The 24,014-nt window shown below is 69.8% G+C and carries 24 protein-coding genes; 15 read left to right on the forward strand and 9 right to left on the reverse strand.

All coding sequences use genetic code 11. The features are described 5' to 3' along the window. Positions 1–79: 79 nt before the first annotated feature. The 6 genes from NC595_RS00510 to NC595_RS00535 form a co-directional block, all read right to left on the reverse strand. Positions 80–1,108, reverse strand: coding sequence for an HlyD family secretion protein (locus NC595_RS00510; RefSeq protein WP_253564178.1), 1,029 nt, complete (start codon positions 1,106–1,108; stop codon positions 80–82). An 11-nt stretch (positions 1,109–1,119) separates the two neighbouring features. Next, positions 1,120–1,320, reverse strand: coding sequence for a DUF1656 domain-containing protein (locus NC595_RS00515; RefSeq protein ID WP_017463341.1), 201 nt, complete (start codon positions 1,318–1,320; stop codon positions 1,120–1,122). After that, positions 1,310–3,418 (reverse strand): FUSC family protein, encoded by a 2,109-nt coding sequence (locus NC595_RS00520; protein ID WP_253564179.1) that lies wholly within the window; start codon positions 3,416–3,418, stop codon positions 1,310–1,312. The genes NC595_RS00515 and NC595_RS00520 overlap by 11 nt, the downstream gene beginning before the upstream one ends. 6 nt (positions 3,419–3,424) lie before the next feature. Continuing rightward, on the reverse strand, positions 3,425–3,919 hold the full coding sequence (locus tag NC595_RS00525) for a MarR family transcriptional regulator (RefSeq protein WP_253564180.1): 495 nt from the start codon (positions 3,917–3,919) through the stop codon (positions 3,425–3,427). Positions 3,920–4,008: 89 nt separating this feature from the next. Further along, positions 4,009–5,379 carry a sigma-54-dependent transcriptional regulator gene (locus NC595_RS00530; protein ID WP_253564181.1) on the reverse strand — a complete coding sequence of 457 codons (1,371 nt, stop codon included), beginning with the start codon at positions 5,377–5,379 and terminating at the stop codon, positions 4,009–4,011. Between the two features lie 2 nt (positions 5,380–5,381). Further along, positions 5,382–7,151 (reverse strand): sensor histidine kinase, encoded by a 1,770-nt coding sequence (locus tag NC595_RS00535; RefSeq protein ID WP_253564182.1) that lies wholly within the window; start codon positions 7,149–7,151, stop codon positions 5,382–5,384. A gap of 269 nt (positions 7,152–7,420) precedes the next feature. Here NC595_RS00535 and NC595_RS00540 point away from each other — a divergent pair, with 269 nt between their 5' ends. The 7 genes from NC595_RS00540 (at position 7,421) to NC595_RS00570 (ending at position 13,554) form a co-directional block, all read left to right on the forward strand. Further along, positions 7,421–8,530 carry a hypothetical protein gene (locus NC595_RS00540; RefSeq protein WP_253564183.1) on the forward strand — a complete coding sequence of 370 codons (1,110 nt, stop codon included), beginning with the start codon at positions 7,421–7,423 and terminating at the stop codon, positions 8,528–8,530. Positions 8,531–8,539: 9 nt separating this feature from the next. Then, positions 8,540–9,034: a type 2 periplasmic-binding domain-containing protein gene (locus NC595_RS00545; protein ID WP_253564184.1), complete on the forward strand. Its 495-nt coding sequence runs from the start codon at positions 8,540–8,542 to the stop codon at positions 9,032–9,034. Positions 9,035–9,201: 167 nt separating this feature from the next. Continuing rightward, the gene (locus tag NC595_RS00550; protein ID WP_253564185.1) at positions 9,202–9,936 is read left to right on the forward strand and encodes a thermostable hemolysin; all 735 of its coding nucleotides are present in this window, start codon (positions 9,202–9,204) and stop codon (positions 9,934–9,936) included. Further along, positions 9,936–11,426: an AMP-binding protein gene (locus NC595_RS00555; protein ID WP_253564186.1), complete on the forward strand. Its 1,491-nt coding sequence runs from the start codon at positions 9,936–9,938 to the stop codon at positions 11,424–11,426. Before NC595_RS00550 ends, NC595_RS00555 begins: the two co-directional genes overlap by 1 nt. Next, the gene (locus NC595_RS00560) at positions 11,413–12,075 is read left to right on the forward strand and encodes an iron-containing redox enzyme family protein (protein WP_253564187.1); all 663 of its coding nucleotides are present in this window, start codon (positions 11,413–11,415) and stop codon (positions 12,073–12,075) included. The genes NC595_RS00555 and NC595_RS00560 overlap by 14 nt, the downstream gene beginning before the upstream one ends. Before the next feature lie 3 nt (positions 12,076–12,078). Beyond that, positions 12,079–12,732 (forward strand): tetratricopeptide repeat protein, encoded by a 654-nt coding sequence (locus tag NC595_RS00565; RefSeq protein ID WP_253564188.1) that lies wholly within the window; start codon positions 12,079–12,081, stop codon positions 12,730–12,732. Positions 12,733–12,750: 18 nt separating this feature from the next. After that, a complete protein-coding gene (locus NC595_RS00570) occupies positions 12,751–13,554 on the forward strand; it encodes an SDR family oxidoreductase (protein ID WP_253564189.1) in 804 nt (267 codons plus the stop codon). Between the two features lie 28 nt (positions 13,555–13,582). On the opposite strand, the gene NC595_RS00575 is transcribed toward NC595_RS00570, so the two are convergent. Both NC595_RS00575 and NC595_RS00580 read right to left on the reverse strand, forming a co-directional pair. Continuing rightward, positions 13,583–13,993 (reverse strand): DUF4156 domain-containing protein, encoded by a 411-nt coding sequence (locus NC595_RS00575; RefSeq protein WP_253564190.1) that lies wholly within the window; start codon positions 13,991–13,993, stop codon positions 13,583–13,585. Between the two features lie 95 nt (positions 13,994–14,088). Next, positions 14,089–16,950, reverse strand: a complete 2,862-nt coding sequence (locus NC595_RS00580; RefSeq protein WP_253564191.1) for a M16 family metallopeptidase — start codon at positions 16,948–16,950, stop codon at positions 14,089–14,091. 261 nt (positions 16,951–17,211) lie between these two features. On the opposite strand from NC595_RS00580, the gene NC595_RS00585 reads away from it, so the two are divergent. The 8 genes from NC595_RS00585 (at position 17,212) to NC595_RS00620 (ending at position 22,928) form a co-directional block, all read left to right on the forward strand. Then, the gene (locus NC595_RS00585) at positions 17,212–17,427 is read left to right on the forward strand and encodes a hypothetical protein (protein WP_063673216.1); all 216 of its coding nucleotides are present in this window, start codon (positions 17,212–17,214) and stop codon (positions 17,425–17,427) included. 52 nt (positions 17,428–17,479) lie between these two features. After that, on the forward strand, positions 17,480–17,953 hold the full coding sequence (locus NC595_RS00590; RefSeq protein WP_253564192.1) for a tRNA (cytidine(34)-2'-O)-methyltransferase: 474 nt from the start codon (positions 17,480–17,482) through the stop codon (positions 17,951–17,953). A gap of 211 nt (positions 17,954–18,164) precedes the next feature. After that, on the forward strand, positions 18,165–18,812 hold the full coding sequence (locus tag NC595_RS00595; protein ID WP_253564193.1) for a ubiquinone biosynthesis accessory factor UbiJ: 648 nt from the start codon (positions 18,165–18,167) through the stop codon (positions 18,810–18,812). Further along, positions 18,809–20,455, forward strand: coding sequence for a ubiquinone biosynthesis regulatory protein kinase UbiB (gene ubiB / locus NC595_RS00600; protein ID WP_253564194.1), 1,647 nt, complete (start codon positions 18,809–18,811; stop codon positions 20,453–20,455). Before NC595_RS00595 ends, ubiB begins: the two co-directional genes overlap by 4 nt. 44 nt (positions 20,456–20,499) lie before the next feature. Next, positions 20,500–21,201 (forward strand): pseudouridine synthase, encoded by a 702-nt coding sequence (locus NC595_RS00605; RefSeq protein ID WP_253564195.1) that lies wholly within the window; start codon positions 20,500–20,502, stop codon positions 21,199–21,201. A gap of 77 nt (positions 21,202–21,278) precedes the next feature. Next, positions 21,279–21,701, forward strand: a complete 423-nt coding sequence (gene arfB, locus NC595_RS00610) for an alternative ribosome rescue aminoacyl-tRNA hydrolase ArfB (protein WP_253564196.1) — start codon at positions 21,279–21,281, stop codon at positions 21,699–21,701. Then, on the forward strand, positions 21,698–22,294 hold the full coding sequence (locus NC595_RS00615; protein ID WP_253564197.1) for a 1-acyl-sn-glycerol-3-phosphate acyltransferase: 597 nt from the start codon (positions 21,698–21,700) through the stop codon (positions 22,292–22,294). The genes arfB and NC595_RS00615 overlap by 4 nt, the downstream gene beginning before the upstream one ends. Positions 22,295–22,298: 4 nt before the next feature. Next, on the forward strand, positions 22,299–22,928 hold the full coding sequence (locus NC595_RS00620; protein ID WP_253564198.1) for a LysE family translocator: 630 nt from the start codon (positions 22,299–22,301) through the stop codon (positions 22,926–22,928). A 12-nt stretch (positions 22,929–22,940) separates the two neighbouring features. Here the strand turns inward: NC595_RS00620 and NC595_RS00625 are convergent, their stop codons facing one another. Continuing rightward, positions 22,941–23,987 (reverse strand): LysR family transcriptional regulator, encoded by a 1,047-nt coding sequence (locus NC595_RS00625; RefSeq protein WP_425493035.1) that lies wholly within the window; start codon positions 23,985–23,987, stop codon positions 22,941–22,943. Positions 23,988–24,014 lie beyond the last annotated feature (27 nt).

Raw genomic sequence — 24,014 nt, forward strand, 5'->3', positions numbered from 1 at the left:
CTATCCGGTAGTCCACCGCCGCGGGGAAAACCTTACATGCCATCGGCGAGGCCACCATCCCGACCCGCCAAAGGGCTGCTCAGCGCGCGTCGGCCAGCGCGGCTCCGGTGTCGCGGTGCGGGTGCACCACCAGCGTCGCGGTCATGCCGGCGGACAACACCGTGCCGGATGGCAGGTGGTCGGTATCGATCGCCACGCGCACCGGCACACGCTGGGCCAGGCGCACCCAGTTGAAGGTGGGGTTCACGTCGGCCAGGCCGTCGGCCCCGGCAGGATTGTCGGCGTCGGTAATGCCGCGCGCGATGCCGGTGATGGTGCCCGGCAGGTCGGCGCCACCGGCCATCAGGCGCACCTCGACCGGATCGCCCACGTGCAGCTGCGGCAGCTTGGTCTCCTCGAAGTAGCCGTAGACGTAGTAGCTGTGGCTGTCGACCAGGGCGAGCCGCGCAGCGCCGGCAGCGGCATAGTCGCCCGCGCGCAGATCGAGGTTGGTGACGTAGCCGTCGACCGGCGCGCGCACCTCGGTACGGGCCAGATCCAGCTCGGCACGATCGAGCGCGACCTGTGCCTGCTCGACCGCGGCCGCGGCCTGCTCCTTCGCGGCACTGGCCTGGTGGCCGCTGGCCTGGGCCTGCTGCCAGGTGGCGCGTGCCGCGCTGGCGGTGGCGGCGGCGTCGTTGCGGTCTTCCTGCGAGATCACGTTGCCGATGCGTTGGCGCCGTTCGGCCTGGGCCGCGTACATCTCGTACTCGGCATGGCGCGCGGCGGCGCCGGCCGCCGCGGCGCTGATGCTGGCGCCGGCCGCACGTGCGGCGGCCTCGGCGGCGGCAAGGTTGGCCTGCGCCTGGTCCACCGCATTGCGGAAACGCGCCGGGTCGACCACGAACAGCACGTCGCCCTTGTGGACGAACTGGTTGTCGCGCACGGCGACCGCGCTGACCAGACCGGACACGTCCGGCGCCACGCGCACCACGTCGGCACGCACGCGGCCGTCACGGGTCCACGGCGCATACAGGTAGTGCTTCCACAGCGCGTGGCCGAGCACGAGCGCGAGCACGACGACGACGGAGGTGAGGGCGAAGCGGAACAGGGCGGGGGCGATTTTCATGGCGGCGATACTCAGCGGACCAGCAGCAGCCCCGCGCCGCCGAACAGGCAGACGAACAGGGCCAGACGAAACAGCGAGGCATGCCAGACGTGCCGGTACAGCCCGATCCGGCTGAGCAGCAGGTCCAGCGTCACCATCAGCAGCAGGCAGCCGACGAACACCGGCAACAGGCCGGGCATCAACGTGCCGTAGAAGGCGATTTCACGAGGCATGGGCGGGCTCCTGCGTGGGCATCGCATGCACGGCGGCGAGCAGCGGCGACTCGTCGTCGCGCAGCGCGCTGCGCAACTGGTGGAGGTGGTTGCGGGCGCGGCCGGGGGCCAGCGCGATGGCGGTGTCGACCGCACGGTCGGCCGCTTCCCATGCCGGCAGGCCGGGCTCGCGGTAGAGCGCGCCGACCGCCTGCACGGCGAGCTGGCAGGCGTCGCGTGCGGTGACCGGAAGCTCGCCGGCGGCGACGTCCCGGCGCAGCTCGATCAGCGCGCGACCGGTCTCCTGCACTGCCAGCGACCAGGCCAGCAGGGTGCGCGACTCGGTGCTGCGCGGACGGGTGTTGGCGACCGCCTGCAGCAGCAGGTCGCGGCTGCGGCTCTCGAAGCGCCAGAGCAGGCCGTCCAGCGACTCGGTGGCTGCGGTCCAGACCAGCTCGCGCAACCGACGCAATTGCCGGCGGCGCTGCCAACCGGTGCCGGACAGCCCGGGCAACAGCATGAACGCGGCGCCGGACAGGCCGAGGCCGGCGAGCTGCGCGATGGCGTCGTTGAAGAAGTGCTCCGGCGCGTAGACCATCGGGTTCTTCAGCGCCAGGATGTAGACGAAGCCCAGCGTGTAGCCGGCGCCCACGCCCGGCAGCGTGTCGCGGGTGGACAGGTAAGGACCGATCAGCAGCAGCGGCAGGGTGCTGGCGACCAGCATGGTGAAGCCGTCGCCGCCGGGCATCAGCACGAACACGGTGATCGCCGCACCGAGCATGCCGGCGGCGTAGCCGACCAGGGTGTGCAGCACCGAACCGATCGGGTTCGGCGAGGCCGCCATCAGGCCACTGAAGATCGCCGCCAGCAGCATGGCGTTGGCGCCGAAGGTCCAGCCGCTGGCCAGCCAGAACACGCTGAGCGTGGACATGGTCAGGAAGGTGCGCAACACCGCCACGCCGACGCTGGCCAGGTCGCTGGAGCGGCTGAAGTGCACCTTCTCCACGCCGCCCTTCACCGGGATGCCGGTGCGCAGCGCGTGCTCGGTGGTGACGAAGATCGCCAGTTCGTCGACCAGCCGGGCGAGCAGGGCCGCGCCGGTGTCGAACTCGCGGCAGGCCGCACCGTTGAGCTCCTGGCGCAGCGCCGCCGCACGCCCGGGCAGCGCCCGGGCGCACGCGTCGAGCTGCGGCGGCAGGGCCTGCAGATCGTCATCGCCGGCGTGCCCCGGCGGCGGCGTCAGCGCCGCCGCCAGCGGGCGGTAGAGCGCGATCAGCGCGGTGGCGGCGGCCTCGCGCCCGCCGCGCTGCAGGCGGTTGATCAGGTGGTGCAGCGACTGGAAGCTGGTGGCCGCGGCCATGTAGCGCTGGTTGAGCAGGCGCATCCGGCGGCTGCGCAGGCGCACTTCCGGGTCCTCGAAGATCACCGACGAGCGCAGGTCCTCCAGCTGCACCGCCGCACGCACCGAAGCGAGCTGGGCGTCCTGCATCGCCTGTCGCGGGATCCGCCCGGCGGTGCTGTTGCGCAGGAACGCAATGAATTTCGCAAAGTGCGCGCGGGCCTCGCGGCGCAGGATCGGCCGCAGCCGCTCCGGCAGGACCAGCTCGCTGACCAGCGCCGACACGCCGATGCCGAGCAGCACCTCGCTCACCCGCATCACCGCCGAATCGAACACGCCGTAGGGGTTGGCGATCGCCGGCAGCGCCACGATCGCCGCGGTGTAGCCGGCCAGCACGAAGCCGTAGGCCATGAAGTTGCGGTAACGCAGTGCGCCGCCGGCGCACAGCGCCACCCACAGCGAGAGGCTGAGCAGGAACAGCTCGCGCTGCTGCGGGAACGCCGACATCAGGGCCAGGCCGACCAGGCTGCCGACCAGGGTGCCGATCGTGCGGTAGAAACTCTTCGCCAGCACCATGCCGCTGTGCGGGTGCATCACGATCGCCACCGTGATCATGGTGGTCGACGGCTGTTCCAGCTGCAGCCACATCGCCAGCCAGGCGCCCAGGTAGATCGCCAGCACGCTCTTGCCGACGAACAGCCAGGCGTGCGCCTCGCCGGCCAGCAGCTCACGCAGCCAGGGACGGTCGGCAGTCGATACAGCGGAGGGAACGGCGGCCATGGCGCATCAGCCCTGCTCGAGCCCGTCGAGGAATTTCTTCAGCAGCTTTTCCAGCTGCGCCAGTTCGCGCGGCTGCAATGTGGCGGTCTGGTGCGCCAGCAGATCGCAGATGCCCGGCAGGAAGCTCTTGATCATCGCCAGCCCCGCGTCGGTGAGGGTGAGCGCGACCTTGCGGCGGTCCTCGTCGCTGGTGGTGCGTTCGATCAGCCCTTTCGCACACAGACCGTCGGTGAGCCGGGTGATGTTGGCCGACTTCTCCCCGGCCGCCTCGGCCAGCTGCGAAGGATTGAGCGTATACCCCTCGGTGCCGTACAGCATCATCAGCAGGTTGTACTCGGGATGGTTGATGCCGAACGGCTTGAGCAGCGCATTGGCGTCGTCGTGCACCCGCTTGTGGATGTGCTTGACCAGGCGCACCACCACCGCCGGCTCACGGGGAAACGCCGGGTACTGCCGGCAGGTGACGGCGAGGCGCTGTTCGGTGGGGGCAAAGCTGCTCATGGCGGGCTCCATCGAGGACGACCCGGCAAGTATTACATAAATGTACTATCTATTTATGAATGAAACATCGGCGGCCGGCGGATCCGCCCTCACAGCCCGTAGCGCTTGAGCTTGTACCAGAGCGCCCGCTCGCTGATTTCCAGCAATCGCGCGGCGGCCGCCTTGTTGTTGCCCGAGCGCTCCAGCGCCGCGCGGATCAGCCGGGACTCCAGCGCTTCGACGTGTGATTTCAGCGCGAGGTCGGTGGGAGCCGCGATCGTTTCTTCCGCCCCGGCGACAGGCGCAGCCGGGCGCGCGCCGGCGATCTCGCCAGGCAGGTGCTGCAGCGTGACCTCGTCGCCCCGGCACAGCACCACGGCGCGCTCCATCAGGTTTTCCAGCTCGCGCACGTTGCCCGGCCAGGCGTAACGCTCGAGCCGGGCCAGCGCCGGCTCGCCCAGCCGTGGCGCGGGGCGGCCGAGTTCGCGCGCATATTGCTGCAGGAAATGCGCGGCAAGCAGCGGGATGTCGCCATGCCGGTCGCGCAGCAGTGGTACGTCGATCCGCACCACGTTGAGCCGGAAGTACAGGTCGCGGCGCAGCAGTCCCTCGTCCACCGCCGCCTGCGGGTCGCGGTTGGTCGCTGCGACCACGCGCAGGTCGACCGCGATCGAGGCGTTGCTGCCGAGGCGTTCGATCACGCCCTCCTGCAGCACGCGCAGCAGCTTGGCCTGCAGGGCCAGCGGCATCTCGGTGATCTCGTCGAGGAAGATGGTGCCGCCGGAAGACAGCTCGCACTTGCCGACGCGGTCGCGCAGCGCGCCGGTGAAGGCGCCCCGGGCATGGCCGAAAAGCTCGCTTTCCAGCAGCTCGGCGGGGATCGCCGCGCAATTGATCGGCACGAACAGCCCGCTGCGCCCGGACGCCTCGTGCAATGCCCGCGCGACCAGCTCCTTGCCGGTGCCGGTCTCGCCGACCACGAACACGTTGCTGCGCGCCGGCGCGACCTGGCCGATCAGCTCGTACAGCTGGCGCATCGGCGCACTGATGCCGATGAATTCGCCCCAGCCGCGCGCCAGCTCGTCGCGCAGGAAGCGGTTCTCCAGCTGCACCGCGCGCATCGCCAGCACGCGCGAGACCGCCAGCTCGATCGTCTCGATCTCGAACGGCCGCAGGATGTAGTCGACCGCGCCGAGCTTCATCGCCGCCACCGCGGTCTCGATCGTGCCGTAGGCGGTCAGCACGATCACCGGCACGTCCTCGCCGCGCTCGCGCAGCGCTTCCAGCAGCGCGATGCCGTCCATGTTCGGCATGCGCAGGTCGCTCAGCACCAGGTCGAACGCACCGCGCTCGATCGCCGCCAGCGCCTCGCGGCCGTCGCCGGCCTGCTCCACCTCGTGGCCGAGGTTCTTCAGCGACAACTCGAGGATGCGCCGCATCTTCGGTTCGTTGTCGACCACCAGGATCCGCTTTGCGCTCATGGTCACCTGTTCTGGGGGGAAGGGAATCGGATGTTGAATGCGGCACCGCCCCAGGCGCTTTCGCCCACCGAAATCTCGCCGCCGTGCACGTGCACGATCTGCTGCACGATGGTCAGGCCCAGGCCGATGCCGCCCTCGCGCCGGCTGAAGAACGGATCGAAGATGCGCTCGCGCAGGTCCACCGGCACGCCCGGCCCGTTGTCCGCCACGCTGACCCACACCGAGTCCTCGTCGCGATGGGTGCTGACCACGATGCTGCCGCCATGCGGGACGAAAGACAGGGCGTTGAGCACGAGGTTCAACAGCACCTGCATGATCTGCTCACGGTCGCAGTCGAGCACGATCGCCGGTTCCGGCAGATCCGTTCGCAGGTCGACGCCGGCGCTCCCGGCGCGCGAGGCGAGCAGGCCGAGCACGCCCTCGATGATCGCGTGCAGGTCGTGCGGACGAAACTCCGGCGGCGACGGCCGCGCGCATTCCAGCAGCATCGTCACCAGCCGGTTGAGCCGCTCGGTCTCGCTGAGGATGAAGCCGACCAGCTCGTGCTCGCGCGCACCGAGTCCGGCCTCGCGCTGCAGCAGCTGCGCGGAGCTGCGCAGGATGCCCATCGGCGTGCGCACCTCGTGCGCCATGATCGCCGCCATCTCGCCGACCACCGCCAGCTTGCCGGCCCGCACGATCTGCTCGCGCGAGCGCTCCAGCGCCTCGATCATCTCGACGTAGGCGCGATGCAGCTCCACCACTTCGGTGATCGTGGTCGCCGGCATCGGCGGGGGCTGCGATTCGCCCTGGCGGAAGCCGCGCGCAAACCCGGTCAGCGCCACCACCGGCCGGGCGATGCGGTCGGCCAGCCGGGTGGAGATCCACACGCCGGCCAGCACGGTGAGCGAGAGCACGCCGAGCAGGGTCCAGAACAGCCGCCACACTGGACGGAACGACACCGAGGTCGGCTCGACCATCACCAGGTGCCAGCCCAGCCCGGCAAACTGCTGGTAGCCGGCCGACGTGGCCGCGCCGACCAGCAGGTTGCCCAGCCCGAGTGCGCGGCCGTCGTGCTGGTAGGACGTCGCCTGGCCGGCCGGCGGCAGCGGCCAGCCATCCAGCTGTACCGCGCGGTTGGCCGCCGCGCCGCGCAACGCCCGCGACCGTGCGATCACGGAGCCATCCGCGTCCAGCAGCAGCACGTCGCGCGTGGTGTCGCGGGCCGCCTCGTCCAGCAGGCCCTGGATGGCGCGCCAGTCCAGCCACACGTAGAGGTAGCCGATGTCGCCGCTGCCGAACGCATTGGGAATGCGCGTGCGCAGCAGCGCGCGATGGTCGTCGCCATCGGTATCCACGGCGATCTGGACGTCACCACCCGCCCCGCCCGGCAGCGCCCGCCAGACGACGGTGCGCGGCGCGGGCTGGCCGATCAGCGCCGGGTCGCTCGACGCGATTACCCGGCCGTCCGCTCCGGTACACAGCAGCGCCCGGTAGATCTCGGCCTGACGCGCGTGCAGATCGGAGAGGAAATGGGACAAACGCTTGTCGACGTCATCGACACGGATGTCCTGCATGACCTCCACCGAGCGCCACACGCGGAGGTTCTCCACCCGCGCGGAGAGGAAGGTATCGATGCGTTCCATCACGGTGCTGGCGCCGAACTGCAGGTTGCCCGCGATCTCGTTCTGCAGCGCGCCCCGGAACTCGTGGAAGGACAGCCCACCGACCACCACCACGGTGCCGAACAGCATGCCCAGCAGCAGGCGCAACAGCAGCCGCCGGGTGGTCATGGGCGGCCGGGTCGATCGATGAATAGGGCACCGCAGGGCATGGTTGAGCGGTTCGTACGCTTGGCTTGGCCGTCGTTTTCGAGTGTGGCCGATGGCGCGCGGCAACGGCAAGATCCATGCTGGAACGCTTTGCCGGTGCCGGTGCGGATGGCCCAGAATCGCTGGACACGAACGGGTCCGGGCGGCTGTGAGCCAGGCGAAAGCCTGCCTGCACGATCCTTCGCCACCCTCGGTCCGGTTCGCCGCGACATGCCCACCAGGTGTCCATGATGAAGAACCCAGACATGCCGCCCGCGCGGCGCGCCCCGCTGACAGCCGCCCTGCTCGCCGGCTGCATGCTCGTCGCGACGGCAGGGGCCCATGCCGCCGATACCGACGCCTGGTCCACCGCGCCTTACTCGCTCGGCCAGGGCCTGTATTTCCCGGCCCAGGGCCTGCGCCTGGGCGGATACGCCAACCTGCAGTACTACGACGTGGCCAATGAGCCGCCCACGTTGAACACCCGCGACATCAGCCTGTTCGTCACCAAGGACCTGGGATCGCGCGCGCAGCTGTTCACCGAGCTGGACGCCGGCGACGCGGTCCAGCTCGGCGGATCGCACTCGAACCGGAAGCACGGCGAGCTGGACGTCGAGCGGCTGTACGTGGACTACCGCGCCAATCCGTGGCTGAACCTGCGCTTGGGCAAGTTCCTCACCCCCGTCGGGCAGTGGAACCAGGTGCATGCCGACCCGCTGACCTGGACCGTATCGCGCCCGCTGGCCACCTCGTCCGCGTTTGCGCGCCACGCCGCCGGAGCGATGGCGTTCGGCACCGTGACGACGCACGGCCACGATCTCGACTACTGGCTGTTCGCCGACGACAGCCGCGATTTCGACATCGGCCCCGACCAGGATCGCGCCTACGCCGCCTCCGGCACGGACCTGCCCAACCGCAACAATTTCCGTCATGCCTTCGGCGGGCGAGTGCTGTGGCACGCCCGCGGGGACCGCTTCACGCTCGGCATGTCGGTGCTCGGCTACCGGCTCGATGCGCCTCGCCAGAGCTACCGCCTGGTGGGGCTGGACTTCGGCTGGAGCGGGCGCTACTTCAGCCTGGACGGGGAAGGGATCTACCGTGAAGGCGGCAGCCCGGGACAGCCGGCGGAGACCGGCGGCTTCGTCGAGGCAGAGGTGCCCCTGGTCCGGCGGCTCTATCTGGTCGGCCGGCTGGAGCGCTATCGCACATCGGCGCCGGCGCAGACGGTGACCCTGCGCACGCTGGCGCTCAACTTCCGGCCGGTGCCGGGGCTGGTGTTCAAGCTCGAACATCGCGACGGCAACCGCAGCACCGAACTGGCGCCCCCCGGCTGGTTGGCCTCGTTCGCGGTGCTGTTCTGAGCGATGCGGATGCGTTCGCACCGGCTGGCCTGGATCGCAGCGCTGACCCTGCTGCCGCTGGCCGCGTCGTGTCCGGCAGCCGGCACGGACGCGGTGCACCTGGTGGTCATTGCATCCGCCAGCCAGCCGCTGAAGCTGGCGCCGGACCGAGACGACCTGCGCAACATCTACCTGAAGAAGATCTTCATCGACGACGACGGCCGGCGACTGATCCCGGTGAACCTCCCCCCCGGTACGCCGCTGCGCGCGCTGTTCGCCAGCCGGCTGATCGGCATGGGCGAGGCGCAGCTCGCGGACTACTGGAACCGGCAGTACTTCCAGGGCGTGAGCCCACCCTACGTGCTGGCCTCGCAGCAGGCCGTGGTCCGTTTCGTGGCCACCACGCCGGGGGCGATCGGCTATATCGCCTCATGCCATCTCGACGATCGGGTCCGGGTGCTGCTGGTGGTCGATCCGGCGATCGATCCCGCCGCCGCCGGCTGCGGGGAGCCGGCCGCGCACTAGCGCCGCCCGATCCGACAATCCGTGCAGACATTTTTTGCGCACTGCAAGCTTTGCGCTGTGCGGGAGTCACCCCGAATCGCCGGAAATTCCCTTTTGCATCAGCGGACTGAGCCGATGGCACGGGACTGGCAAAGAAGCACCCGACCGTTCCCCGCCGGCGAGTGCCCATGCCCCGATCCGAGCTCCCCGCTCCTCCCGAACCGTGCATCCTGGACAGCGTCCAGCCGCTCCTGCTCGAACTGAAGACGTCCGTCCGGGCCGAGGTGGTCACCGTCGACCACCCCGGCCGCGCGGCATGCGAGGGCTTCGTGCACGGCGTGTTCGCGGCCCGCTACCGCGCCGACGTGCAGTCGTTCTATCCGGACCTGCTGGAATACCGCGACGACGAACGGCAACGCGCCGTGGTGGGTATGCGGCAGGCCTCCGTCGGGCCGCTCTTCGCCGAACGGTATCTGGGCATGCCGGCCGACGAGGCGATCGGCGAACGCTTCGGCCAGGCCATCGCCCGTGACGGGCTGGTCGAGGTCGGCAACCTGGCGCTGGAGAACCCGGGCGACGCACGCTGGGTGATCGCCGCGACGATCCAGTTCCTGCACGAGGCCGGATACCGCTGGGTGCTGTTCACCGCCACCCGCGTGCTGGTGAACACCTTCCAGCGGCTGGGCATGCGCCCGATGCCGCTGGCCGCCGCCCGTCCGGACAGCCTCGGCCCGCAGGCGCTGCAGTGGGGCGACTACTACCGCACGGCGCCGCTGGTCTGTGCCGGACCGATCGCTTCCGGATTCCGCAAGCTGCATCGGCCCGGTGCCACTTCACAGCCCCGCCTGGACGAGCTGCTGGCCGGCATGACGCGGCTCGCGCGGCGGCGGCGTGACCAGGATCGGCAGCGGGAGGAAGGCTGATGCGCGGGATCCTGCGCCGGATCGGCGAGCACGCGATCGCCCGCCCCCTGCACGTGGCGCTGCAGGACGAGGACACCACCCTCACCTATGCCGAGCTGACCCAGGAGATCGACCTTGCCGTGGAGGCCATCGGTGGCGGGCGGGTCGCGCTGTGGATGGACAACAGCTGCGCATGGGCGGTGATCGATCTCGCCCTGGCCCGCCAGGGCGCGGTGGCCGTGCCGGTACCGCCGTTCTTCTCCGCCGGGCAGGTTGGACATCTGCTGGCCGATGCGCGACCCGACCTGCTGGTGACCAACCAGCCGGACCCGGTCGGCGCGATGCTGGGACGACGACCGGCGCGACGACTGAGCATTGCCGGACAACTGGTCTCCGTCTTCGAGCTGGCCGTGGCAGCGCCTCCCGCGTTGCCGCCGGGCACCGCCAAGATCACCTACACCTCCGGCACCACCGGCCAGCCGAAGGGCGTGTGCCTGTCCGCCGAGGCGATCGGCCGCGTCGCGCAGGCGCTGGGCGAGGCGGTGGGCGGCACGGCGGCGGATCGCGCGCTGTCGCTGCTGCCGCTCTCCACGCTGCTGGAGAACATCGGCGGCCTCTATGTGGCGCTTGCCGCCGGCGGCACGGCCTGCGTGCCGTCGCTGGCCAGCTGCGGCTTCGAGGGCTCCAGCTCGGTGCGGGCGGAACGCTTCGTCGCCGCCCTGCACGGCTACGCGCCCACTGCGACGATCCTGGTGCCGCAGCTGCTCAAGCTGCTGGTCGAGAGCGTCGCCGCTGGTGCGCCCGCGCCCGCCAGCCTGCGCATGCTGGCGGTCGGTGGTGCCCCCTGCGCCCCCCACCTGATCGAGCGGGCATGGGAGCTCCGCCTCCCGGTGCATGAGGGATACGGACTGTCCGAATCGGCCTCGGTGGTGAGCCTCAGTCCGCCGGGCGCGCTGCGGCCGGGCAGCGTCGGCCGGGTGCTGCCGCACGTGCAGGTGCAGCTGGCCGACGACGGCGAGATCCTGGTCGCGGGCAACCTGTTCGAAGGCTACCTGGGAACCGCCGCCACACCGCCGTCGCCCTGGCCCACCGGCGACCTCGGCTACCTCGACGACGACGGCTACCTGTACCTCACCGGGCGCAAGAAGACCGCCTACGCCACCGCCTTCGGCCGCAACGTCGCCCCCGAATGGGTGGAGAGCGAGCTGGTCGCCAGCGGCGAGATCCTGCAGGCCGCGGTGTTCGGCGAGGGCCAGCCGCACAACGTCGCGCTGCTGGTACCGCATCCGGCCACCACCCCCGCCCGCCTCGCCGCAGCCGTGGCCCGCGCCAATACCGCGCTGCCCGACTACGCACGGGTCGCCGGCTGGCGCGCGCTCGATACGCCGTTCACCCCCGCCAACGGCCAGGCCCGCCCCTCCGGCGGCCTGGCCCGCGATGCCATCGCCCGCCATCACGCCCCGCTCCTGGAAGCCCTCTATGCAAGCGAAGCCCGACATGAACGTGCATGACCGCCTGGTGCTGGAGACCGAAACCAGCCGCCAGGCCTTTCTCGCCATCCCGATCATCCGACGCGCGCTGGCCGGCCAGGTCAGCCGCGAGGAGTACCTGCGCTTCCTGCAGCAGGCCTACCACCACGTGCACCACACGGTGCGGCTGATGATGGGCATGGGCTACTTCCTGCCCGAGCGGCTGCACTGGATGCAGCCGGCGATCGCCGAGTACATCGCCGAGGAGATCGGCCACGACCAGTGGATCCTCGACGACATCGACGCCATCGGCGGCGACGGCGAGGCGGCCCGCCGCAGCCCGCCCGGCGCGGCGGTGGAGCTGATGATCGCCTCCGCCCACGACACGCTGCGCCGCGGCAATCCGGTCGGCTTTCTCGGCATGGTGTTCGTGCTGGAAGGCATCAGCGCGGCGCTCGCCAGCCGGGCCGCCGACGCGATCCAGCAGGCGCTCGCGCTGCCCAAACGGGGATTGCGCTACCTGAGCTCGCACGGCGCGCTCGACCAGGAGCACGTCGGCTTCTTCGAGCAGCTGGTGAACCGGCTCGAGGACGCCGCCGACCAGGCTGCGCTGATCCACGCCGCCAACCGCTTCTACGCGCTGTACGGCGCGATGTTCCAGTCCATCGACCAGCCGACCGCCGGGAGCTGAGCCATGACCGCCAAACCCCTGTTCCTGCCTTTCGTGGTGATGCTCGCGCTGGCGATGGTGCCGACCTGCGTCACGGCCGCCCCGCTTCCCGCCGATCTGCGGGACATCGCCCACGCCTGGGCCCACGTGACCTACGAGGTCGCGCCCGGCGCCCAGGACGACGCCTACCAGGCGCTGGAAGCGCGCGCCGAAAAACTGGTGCAGACCAATCCCGGCGACGCCGACGCCAAGGTGTGGCTGGCGATCATCCTCAGCACCCACGCCGGCGAACACGGCGGTCTGGGCGCACTGGGCATGGCCAAGCAGGCGCGCGCGCTGCTCGAGCAGGCGCAGGCGATCCAGCCGGATGCGCTGGACGGCTCGATCTACACCACGCTGGGCAGCCTGTACGACCACGTGCCGGGCTGGCCGCTCGGCTTCGGCGACAAGGACAAGGCCCGCGCACTGCTGCTCAAGGCATTGCAGGTCAATCCCGACGGCATCGACTCGAACTATTTCTACGCCGACTTCCTGTACCGCCACGGCGATCGCGCCGGCGCGCTGGCCGCGGTGAAGAAGGCACTGGCCGCGGCCCCGCGCCCGGACCAGCCGCTGGCCGACCGCGGCCGCCGCGCGCAGGCGGAAAAGCTGCTGCAGACCATCCAGTCACACTCCTAGGCCGACGAGGTTCAGATCATGCAACTGAGGGACAAACGGATCCTGCTGACCGGTGCGGGCGGCGGGATCGGCAGGGAGCTGGCGCCGCTGCTGCTCGACGCCGGCGCCAGGCTCTGCCTGACCAGTCGCAGCGACGCGTCCGCGGCAAGCATGGCCCACCACGTCCACACCCACTGCGATCGCGTGCTGGTGGTGCGGGCGGACGTGACCTTCGCCGCCGATCGCGAACGCCTGGTCGAGCGCATGCGCGCCGAGTTCGGCGGCATCGACATCCTGGTCAACCTGGCCGGCGCGCTGGATTTCGGCCTGTTCGCGGACGCGCAACCGGCGATGATTCCCCGGCTGCTGGCGGTGAACCTGGAAGCGCCCATGCAGCTGGCCCACGCGGTACTCCCCGCGATGCTCGCGCAGGGCAGCGGCCGGATCGTCAACATCGGCTCGATCTTCGGCAGCATCGGCTACCCGGGCTTCGCTTCCTATTCGGCCACCAAGTTCGCCCTGCGCGGGTTCTCCCAGGCGCTTCGCCGCGAACTGCACGGCTCGGGCGTGTCCGTCAGCTATGTCGCACCACGCGCGGTGCGCACCGCCTTCAACCCGGTCGAACTGCACCTGATGGCCGCCGATGGACTCATGCACATGGACGATCCGCTGTGGGTCGCCGAGCAGATCGTGCGCGCCATCGAGTCCGGACGGCCCGAGGTCTACCTGGGCCAGCCGGAGTCTTTCTTCGCCCGGCTCAATGCCCTGCTCCCCGGCATGGTGGACCGGGGCCTGCGCAAGGTCGTGCCGTCGATCGCCAGGTTCGCCCGCGGCGCCGCCTGACGCCGCCTAAGCGATCGCGTCCGCCGGCTCAGTGACTCTTGATCGGGTAGCTCTGGAAGCCGGCGGCGGGGACCGTCTGCGGTGCCGACGCCGCGTTGGCCGGGGCGGTACCGGCCGGCGCGCCTGCGCTGCCGCAGCGGTACGCGCCCCACGGCTGCGAGCCGTCGGCCGGCTCGGCCAGCGGCTTGATCGTGTCGGCGTTCATCTTGGCCGCCTCGTTGCGCGCCATCACCTCGAGCTCGTCACGCACCTTGATGTCGTTACGGTCGATCGGACCGACGTGATCCATCACCGACACGGTGACCTTGCCCAGGTCCTGGCATTGCGAGACATCGCCGTTCCATGCCGTGCGCACGGCCTTGCCGGCGTCGTCGAGGTTGATGCCCCAGGTGCACGCGCTGAGCAGCACGACGGGGACGAGCAGCAGGGTCTTGCGCATGGAGGGCTCCGCGGTGGATGTCGAAAGGGCCGGGCAGTTGCCTGCCCGGCCCCAGATCGTACCGCGGGAATGCCACCGCATTCCCCAACCGCGGCTTACTTGCCGCCGGCGACCGGCTTGCCGTCGGCGTCCAGCACCTGCATCGCGCCCAGATCGAGCTTCTCCAGCGGCCCGCGGATCTTCGACAGGTCGCCGACGATCACCCAGGTGAGCTGGCCCGGGTGGATGACCTCCCTGGCCGCATCGTTCACCTCGGCATCGGTCTGCGCCTGGATACGCGACTTCAGCGTCTGCACGTAGTCGTCCGGACGGTGGTACAGGGCGATGTTCTGCAGCGCCCCCATCACCGCGGCCGTGGTCTGGTAGCTGCCCGGCAGCGAGCGCACGTCACCCACCTTGATCTTGTCGATCTCGGCCTCGGTCAACGGCTTGTCGCCGACCACGCCGCGGGCTTCCTTGAGGATCTCGCCCACCGAATCGGCGGTCTTGTCGGTCTGCACCGGTGCATACATCAGGAACGGGCGCTGGCCCTTGGCTTCGCGCAGGAAACTGAAGGCGCCGTAGGCCCAGTGCTTGTCCTCACGCAGGTTCATGTTCAGACGCGAGGTGAAGGTACCGCCGAACGCGCTGCTCATGGTTTCGATCGGCAGGTTGTTCGGTGCCTCGGTGGACGGCGCCAGCTCGCCGGCCAGGATCAGGCTCTGCTGCGCCCCGGGGCGGTCGACCAGGAACACGCGCGGATGGGCCGGCGGCGCCACCTTGCCGAGATAGCGCGGAGGCACCTTGCCGCTGGCCTTCCAGTCGCCGAACACCACGTCGAGCTGCGGGACGATCTTGTCCAGCGTGGTGTCGCCGGCCACCAGGATGGTGACGTTGTCCGGGCGGATGTAATCGGCCATGAAGGCACGCATGTCGGCGGCGGTCAACGACCTGATCGACGCCTCGGTGCCCGAGCCGGTGAACGGGATCGCATACGGATGGCCCTCGCCGTACAGCAGCGGCGGCAACGTGCGCAGCGCGATGCCGACCGGCTGGCTCTTCTCCTGCGCGATGCCCGCGAGCCACTGGCCGCGCACGCGGGCGACGTCGGCGTCGCGGAACGCCGGATGGCGCACGATGTCGGCGAACAGGTCGAGCGAGGGCTTGAGCTGGTCGTCCAGCGCGTTGAGCGAAGCGGTGCAGGCATCGAGGCTGCAGCCGGTGTTGATCATCGCGCCCAGGCGCTGCTTGCGCTTGGCGATCTCGACCGAATCCAGCGACCGGGTGCCTTCGTCCAGCATGCCCATGGTGAAACTGGAGGTGCCGAGCTTGCGCCCGTGATCGGCGGCATAACCACCGGCGAACTGCATGGCGATCTGCACCGCCGGCACCGCATGTCGCTCGGCCAGCACCACCTCGATGCCGTTGGCCAGCTTGCCGCGCTGCAGGGCCGGGAAGGTCAGATCGGGGAAACGCTCGACCTGCGGCACGCCCTTGGCGCGATCCACATCGCTCTTGACCACGTGGTAGTCGCCCTTCGGGCTCAGCTTCGGCGCCGGCGCACCGGATGCGGCGGGGCGACCGGCGACGGTGGCCATGTCGGCGGCATCGATCTTGCCCGGCACCACGGTGAGCGTGTAATCGCCGTGGCTGATCCACCGGTCCGCCGCGGCCTTCACGCTGGTCGGGGTGGCTGCCATCAGCGTCCTGAAATCCTTCTGGTACTGCCCCGGGTCGCCCGAATAGAGCTGCCCCTGGGCCAGGATCGTGGCCTGCGTGTTCACCCGCTCCAGCCCACGCACGAAGGAGGCGCGAACCTCGGTCTTCACGCGGGCCAGTTCGTCGGCAGTGGGGCCATGGGCCAGGAATTTGCTCCACTCGTCGGCGATCGCCGCTTCCACGCGCGCCGGATCGACGCCCTTCTTCACGTCCACCTGCAACTGGAACATGCTCGCCAGCACGTGCTGGTCGATGTCCACCGACACGCTGTCGGCCAGCTTGTCGCGGTAGACCAGGCGCTGATACAGCCGCGAGGTCTTGCTGCCGCCGAGCACGGACGCTGCCAGCTGCAGCTGGTTGAGTTCGTCGCTGGTGCGCGAAGGCACGTTCCATTCGCGGTAGATGCGTGTCTGCGCCACGTTGTCGGTCATCGTGCCGCGGGTCGACTGCTGACGCGGCGCCACCCACACCTGCGGCCGCGGGACCTGCGGGCCCGGGGCGATGTCCCCGAAATACTTCAGCGCCTTTTCCTTCGCCTGCGCCGCGGTGATGTCGCCGGACAGCACCAGCACGGTGTTGGCCGCGCCGTAGTAGCCGCGGAACCACTGCTTCACGTCGTCCAGCGAGGCGGCGTTGAGGTCGGCCATCGAGCCGATGGTGTCGTGATGGTACGGATGATTGGCGGGAAACGCCTCGGCCTGGATCAGCTCGCCGACGCGACCGTAGGGCTGGTTTTCGCCCTGGCGCTTCTCGTTCTGCACCACGCCGCGCTGCTCATCGAGCTGCGGCTGGCCGATCGCGCCGAGCAGATGGCCCATGCGGTCCGACTCCATCCACAGCGCCATGTCCAGGGCCGTGGTCGGCACCGTCTCGAAATAGTTGGTGCGGTCCAGCCAGGTGGTGCCGTTCATGTCGGTGGCGCCGGCCAGCTCGAACGGTTTGAAGTACTCGTCCTTGTGGTTCTCCGAGCCCTGGAACATCAGGTGCTCGAACAGGTGGGCGAAACCGGTCTTGCCCTTCGGCTCGTAGGAGGAGCCGACGTGGTACCAGATGCTCACCGCCACCACCGGCGCCTTGTGATCCTCGTGTACGACCACGGTCAGACCATTGGGCAGGGTGAAGCGCTGATAGGCGAGCTGCGGGATCTGTTCGGCGGCGGATGCCGCCGCTACGCCATCGGCCGCGGCACGCAGCGGGAAGGCGCCGGCGCTCAGGCTCAGCAGTCCGGCGATCAGCAGGGCAAGCGGGGTTTTCGTCACGGCATCGGCTCCTTGGCGCAGGCGAGCGATCGAAGGTAATTGCGAGGCAACCGGGTCGCAAATGACGAATGGCAGGGGGGTGTCCGCGTCCGCCGCGTTGTCCGCTGCCGGACGGGCGGTGTCCGCGGACAGCGCTACGGATTCGCCGCAACCGTGACAAATGTCAACGCATCAATGGGTTATCCGCGACTGCCGGGATGGCACGCCCCTTGCCACAGTAGGGGCACGGACACTCAACCCTGTCACGCAAGGAGACACCCCATGAAACTCGAATCGCTTCTGCTCCGCGGCCTGTTCGTTGCCTGTCTCACCGTGTGCGGCCTGATCGTCGGCGCCATGCTGCTCAAGGCCCCCGCGGCCGTCCGCCTGGCCAACGACGCCGCCGTCGCCCCGACCGTGGGCACTGCCCTGGTCGTACCGGCGAGCCAGTGTGCGTTGCCGCCGGATGGCGTGGTCTGCCCGCGCCAGGCCAGCTGACCCGATCGCGGGGAATCACCCCGCGGCCGGTTCTGCCGGCGATAATCGCCGGATGCTGCACGTCATCCTGTTCCGCCCCGAAATTCCGCCCAACACCGGCAACGTGATCCGCCTGTGCGCCAATACCGGCGCCGCGCTGCACCTGGTGCGCCCGCTCGGCTTCGAGCTCGACGACACCCGCCTGCGCCGCGCCGGGCTGGACTACCACGAGTACGCCAGTGTGGCGGTGCACGACCACCTGGACGCCTGCCTCGACGCGATCGGCCGCCCGCGCGTGTTCGCCTTCTCCACGCGCGGCCGGGTGAGCCACGTCGGGGCCCGCTTCGAGCGCGGAGACGCCCTGCTGTTCGGCTGCGAGACCGCCGGCCTGCCGGACGAGGTGCTCGACGCGATCCCCGTGCCGCAGCGCCTGCGGCTGCCGATGCGTCCGGACAGCCGCAGTCTCAATCTTTCCAACAGCGTGGCGGTGGCAGTGTTCGAGGCCTGGCGGCAGCTCGGCTTCGAGGGCGCCGCGGCGCTGCCGTAGACCCGCGGCCTGCATGGGGCCGCGTCGCGGCAGGCCTCGCCCGAAATCCACCCTCCAAGGGTAGGAGCCCGCTCGCGGGCGATGCTCCTGGATGTGAATCCCCATCCGAAACGAAAAGCATCGCCCGCGAGCGGGCTACTACCGATCCGGCGGCGGAAGCTTTGTCGCGCGTGGCTGCCGGGGCTCGGGTCGCGACCGCTACAATCGCCGGATGAACGCCTCCACTCCCAATACCTGGCTGCCGCAGCCGCTGCGCAAGCTCGCCGGGCGCGCGCTGGAAACCGCGCTCAACCACACGCTCTCGCTCGATCCCGACACGCAGCAGAAGCTCGTGGCCCTCGACGGCCGTAGCGTGCAACTGCACCTGCGCGGCCCCGAGGTTGCACTGGCGGTGACCGTCGAACAGGGCCAGCTGCGCGTGGGCCCACCGGCGGAGGACAGCCAGCTGCGCGTGGCCGCGACCCCCGGCAGCCTGCTCGGCATGCTGCTGCGCCGCGGCGACGACGGCGTGGCGCCGGGCAAGGTGGAGATCGCCGGCGATGCCGACCTGGCGCGACGACTGGAGAAGCTGGCCAGCACGTTCGCACCGGATTTCGAGGAAGCCTTCGCGCGCACCTTCGGCGACGTGCTCGGCGTGCCGATCGCGCGGGCGGTACGCCAAGGGCTGGCGCATGCGAAGGAGAGCGCCAGCCACCTCACGGAGGACGGCGCCGACTGGATCCGCGACGAGGCGAAGCTGGTGATGGGGCCGGGCGAGGTCGACCGCTTCCTCGACGACGTCGACACCCTGCGCGAACGCACCGAAAGGCTGGAGTCGCGTCTGGCGCGCCTGCAGCAGCGCCTGGGGCGTGGCGCATGAGGTCACTGACTGTGGTGCCGCGCCTGATGCGGGTCGCTTCCGTGCTGCTCGCCTGGCGACTGGATGAGATCGTCGAGACCGCCCACCTGTTCCGCCCGCTCAAGCTGGTCCGGCCGCTGTTCGGCAAGCCGCGTCCGGACGTGCGTTCGATGTCGCGCGGCGCCCGCCTGCGCGGTGCGCTGACCGAACTGGGGCCGATCTTCGTCAAGGCCGGCCAGGTGCTCTCGACCCGGCGCGATCTGGTGCCGGCCGACATCGCCGACGAACTGGCCCTGCTGCAGGACCAGGTGCCGCCGTTCCCCGGCAACGAGGCGCGCGCCCTCGTCGAGCGCGAGCTGAAGCAACCGGTCGTCACGCTGTTCGCCCGCTTCGACGAGACCGCGCTGGCCTCCGCCTCGATCGCCCAGGTGCACGCGGCCACGCTGCACGACGGTCGCGAGGTGGTGGTGAAGGTGCTGCGGCCGGACATCGAGCGGCGCATCGCCCGCGACGTCGCGCTGCTGCGCTCGCTGGGCGAACTGGCCGAACGCTGGCATCCGGCGGCAGACAAGATCCGCCCGATGGAGGTGGTCGCCGAAGTCGAGAAGATGCTGGAGAACGAGCTGGACCTGCAGCGCGAGGGCGCCAGCGCCAGCCTGCTCAAGCGCAATTTCGCCAGTGGCGTGGATCTCTACGTACCGGCGGTGGAGTGGGACTACACCACCGAGCGCGTGCTGGCCCTGGAGCGCGTCTACGGCGTGAGCTGCGACGACGTCGAGGCGATCGACGCGGCCGGCGTCGATCGCAAGGCGCTGGCGGTGAAGGGCGTGCGAGTGTTCTACGAACAGGTCTTCCGCGACAACTTCTTCCATGCCGACGCACACCCGGGCAACGTCTGGGTGGACCTGACGCGCACGCAGGAGCCGCGCTTCATCGCGCTGGACTTCGGCATCATGGGTTCGCTGCCCGAGGCCGACCAGTACTGGCTGGCGCAGAACTTCATCGCGCTGTTCGAGCGCGACTACCAGCGCATCGCCCAGTTGCACGTGGATGCCGGCTGGATGCCGTCCACGGTGCGCGTGGACGAGCTCACCGCGGCGGTGCGCACGGTATGCGAGCCATACTTCACCCGGCCGCTGTCGCAGATCTCGCTGGCCGAGCTGGTGGTGAAGCTGTTCCGCACCGCGCAGAAGTTCCAGCTGACCCTGCAGCCGCAGCTGATCCTTCTGCAGAAGACCCTGCTCAACATCGAGGGTGTCGGTCGCCGGCTCGACCCGGACATCGACATCTGGGCGGTGGCGCACCCGGTGCTCGAACGCATCCTGCGCGAACGGTACAGCGTGCGCCGCACCCTGCGCGACGTGCGCAAGCGATTGCCGGAGTGGATCCACGCCGGCCCGCAGTTTCCCGAGCTGATCCGCGACGCGCTGCGCCAGGTGGCGAGCGGCGAGCGGCGCGAGACGCCCGACCCGGCCGCGCTGGCGTTGCAGGTGGAACTCGCCCGGCGCCATCGCCGCGCGCTGGTCGCCGGCCTGCTCGGTGCCGCCCTGACCTGTTGCGCAACCCTGCTGTGGCTGGGGCGACCGATGTTCGGGCCAGTATGGCCGGCCGCGTTCGTCCTCGCCGGCGCCATCGGCGCTTTTGCCTACGGCGCACGGCGCTGAGTTGTCGCCGGGTGTCCGATGCGGACGCCCGGCCGGATCCCCGCATGCTCGAATTGCTCTACCAGGACGACGCCCTCATCGCGGTGAACAAGCCCGCGGGCCTGGCCGTGCACCGCTCGAAGATGGTCGGCTACGCCGAGAGCTTCCTGATCGACGAGCTGCGCGCGCAGGTCGGCGACACCGTGTTCCTCGCGCACCGGCTCGACCGCGCGACCAGCGGCGTACTGCTGGTGGCGCGCTCCAGCGAGGTGGCCGCCGCGCTCGGCGAGCAGTTCATGGGCCGCGATGTGCACAAGGACTACCTGGCCGTGGTGCGCGGCTGGCCGGAGCCCGCCGAGGGGCTGGTCGACTACCCGTTGCCCGGCTCGCGCGACACCGGGCCGCGCCGCGAGGCGCGCACGCAGTACCGGCGGCTGGCCACGGTCGAGGTGCCGATCCCGCTGGGCCGCTATCCGCAGCAGCGCTACGCGCTGGTCGCCTGCGCGCCGGAGACCGGCCGCTTCCGGCAGATCCGCAAGCACATGGCGCACATCCATCACCCGATCATCGGTGACTGCCAGCACGGCCGCAGCGACCACAATCGCCTCTACAAGCAGTACTTCGGCTGCCACCGCATGCTGCTGCACGCGCACCGCATCACTCTGCGGCACCCGGTCAGCGGCGCGCCACTGGTGATCGAAGCGCCGCTGGACACGGCTTTCTCCGCCCTGCTCGACCGCTTCGGCTGGTCGGTCGAAGGCGCCTGAGCGCCCCGTCACGCCAGGCATCGATCATGCGGCAGCGCGGCTACGCCCGCACGCCGCGGTCGCCTACACTGCGCGCCATGTTGAGCATCAGCCGAACCCTCGCCCTGCCCGAGTCGGAACTCGTCGAGCGCTTCCTGCGCGCCGACGGCCCCGGCGGACAGCACGTCAACCGCACCGAGAGCGCGGTGGAACTGCGCTTCGACGTCGTCCGCTCGCCGTCGCTGCCTGAGGCGGTGCGCGAGCGCCTGCTCGCCCGTCGCGACCGCCGCCTCACCGACGACGGCGTGCTGGTGCTGCAGGGCCGCCGCTTTCGCGACCAGGGCCGCAACCGCGACGACGTGCGCGAGCGGCTGGTCGAGATCATCCGCGGCTGCCTGGCCGCACCGAAGAAGCGGGTGGTGACCAAGCCCTCGCGCGCTTCCAGGGAACGGCGGCTGGCCGGCAAGGCGCAGCGCAGCCGGATCAAGCAGGGACGCGGCAAGCCCGGGAGCTTCGAGTGAACCGGGTCGTCCCGCCGCTGCCGCCCCACGTCCCGCGCATCCGCAACCGCTTCTGGCCCTGGCTCTGCCGTGGCCTGCTGCGCCTCTCCGGCTGGCGCCTGCGCGGCGAATTTCCGGATGTGCCCAAGGCGATCGTGATCGGCGCGCCGCACTCGACCAACTGGGACGGGGTGTGGGGCCTGCTGATGAAGGTCGGGCTGGGCATCGACATCTCGATCATGATCAAGCGCGAGGTGCTGGACAGTCCGCTGGGTATCATCCTTCGCCCGCTTGGCCTGATCCCGATCGATCGCGGTTCGGCGACCGACGTGGTCGGACAGATGGCGCAGCGCTTCGCCCGGCTCGAGCGCATGTGGCTGGGCATCACGCCGGAAGGCACGCGCAAGAAGGTCAAGCACTGGAAGAGCGGCTTCCTGCGCATCGCCCGCGCCGCGGACGTGCCGATCCTGCCGGTGTTCATCGACTACCCCAGCCGCACCTTCACCCTCGGTGTGCCGGTGACGCTCGGCGCGGACGAAAGCGACGAGCAGGCGATGGCGCGCATCCGCTCGCTGTTCAAGGGCTACCGCGGCAAGCACCACGACGTGGACTGAACCCGTGATCGACATCCAGCACTACGGTGCATTCCTCGTCGCATGCATCGCTTTGAACCTCACGCCGGGACTGGACACCTTCTACATCCTTGCGCGCAGCGGACGCGAAGGGCACACCGTCGGCCTGGGTGCGGCACTGGGCATCAACGCGGGCTGCGTGGTCCACACGCTGGCCGCCGTGCTGGGGTTGTCGGCGATCCTGATGACTTCGGCGGTGGCGTTCTCGATCCTGAAGTATCTGGGCGCCGCCTACCTGGTGTGGATCGGCCTGCGCATGCTGCTCGCCCGGCAAACCGCGCGCTCGCCCACCGAAACGCGCGGCCGTGGCTTCGTCGCAGCTTTCCGGCAAGGCATGCTCACCAACGTGCTGAACCCCAAGGTGGCGTTGTTCTACCTGGCCTTCCTGCCACAGTTCATCGTCCCGCATGCCACTCGTCCGCAGCTGGGCCTGTTGCTGCTGGGACTGAGCTTCATCGCTACCGGCCTCACGTGGACACTGGTCCTGGCCATGATGGGCAGCCGCATACATCGCCTGCTGCTGCAGCGGCCGCGTATCGGCACATGGATGGATCGCGTGTGCGGCGGCGTGCTGCTCGGGTTCGGGCTGCGCCTGGCGCTGCAGCGGCGGGGTTGAATCGCCAGTCGCCTAGCGCTCGGAGTGCCCCGATTCATCGTAGTCGCGGTAGGTCAGCAGGCCGGGGCGGATCAGGTCGATGAACGCGCGTGCCTCGGCTCCGAGGAACTTGCCCTTGCGCATCACTACGCCGTACGCGCGCTGCGGGAAGAACTGCTTCATGTTGCGCACCGCCAGCCGCTGGCGGTCGGCCTCGGTGATGCAGATGCCGGTGACGATGGAGATGCCCATGCCCATCGCCACGTACTCCTTGATCACGTCCCAGCCGCCCACTTCGATCGCCACGTGGTACGGCACCTGGCGCTGTTGGAACACCAGGTCGACCAGCCGGTAGGTGGACAGGCGCTGCGGAGGCAGGATCAGGCCGTAGGGCGACAGATCCTCCACGGTGACCTCCGCCTTGGACGCCAGCGGGTGGTCCGGCGGCGTGATCAGCATCGGGTCGTAGTGGTAGACCGGGGCCCAGGCGATGTCGTTGGGCACGTCGAGCATCGAGCCGACGGCGAAGTCGGCCTTGTCCTCGCGCAGCATCGCCATGCCGTCCTTGCCGGTGACGTTGGCCAGCTGCAGCTGCACGGCGGGGAAGCGCTCGCGGTAGCGGCGGACCAGGTCCGGCAGCAGGTACTGGATGGTCGAGGTGCCCGCGGCGATCACCAGCTTGCCGGCCTGCAGCCCCTTCACCTTGGCCTGGAAATCCCGGTCGAGGTTTTCCCAGCCCTCGACCAGCGGCCGGGCCAGCTCGTACAGCGCCTCGCCGGCATCGGTCAGGTTGATGCGCCGACGGCTGCGCTCCATCAGGGTCACGCCCAGCTCCCGCTCCAGCGCCTGCAACTGCAGACTCACCGAGGGCTGGGACAGATACAGCGCCTCGGCGGCGCGGGTCAGGGTCCCAAGCTTCACCGTCGCCACGAAGGCGCGCAGCTGCTTGTGGCGGTTGCCCTTGTAGTAGAAGCGGCCAGCCGCGTCCGCATCGCCGCTCAAACGCCCGGAGCGACTTTTTGCGCTTGCAGCACGTTTTTTGACTGCCGTCGGGGTCGATTCGGGCGATTTTCTTCTCATGTAATCAGTAATTTGCATATGTCATCA

Origin of the sequence: Dyella lutea (assembly GCF_024158035.1) — a bacterium.
In the GTDB taxonomy this organism is placed as follows: domain Bacteria; phylum Pseudomonadota; class Gammaproteobacteria; order Xanthomonadales; family Rhodanobacteraceae; genus Dyella_A; species Dyella_A lutea.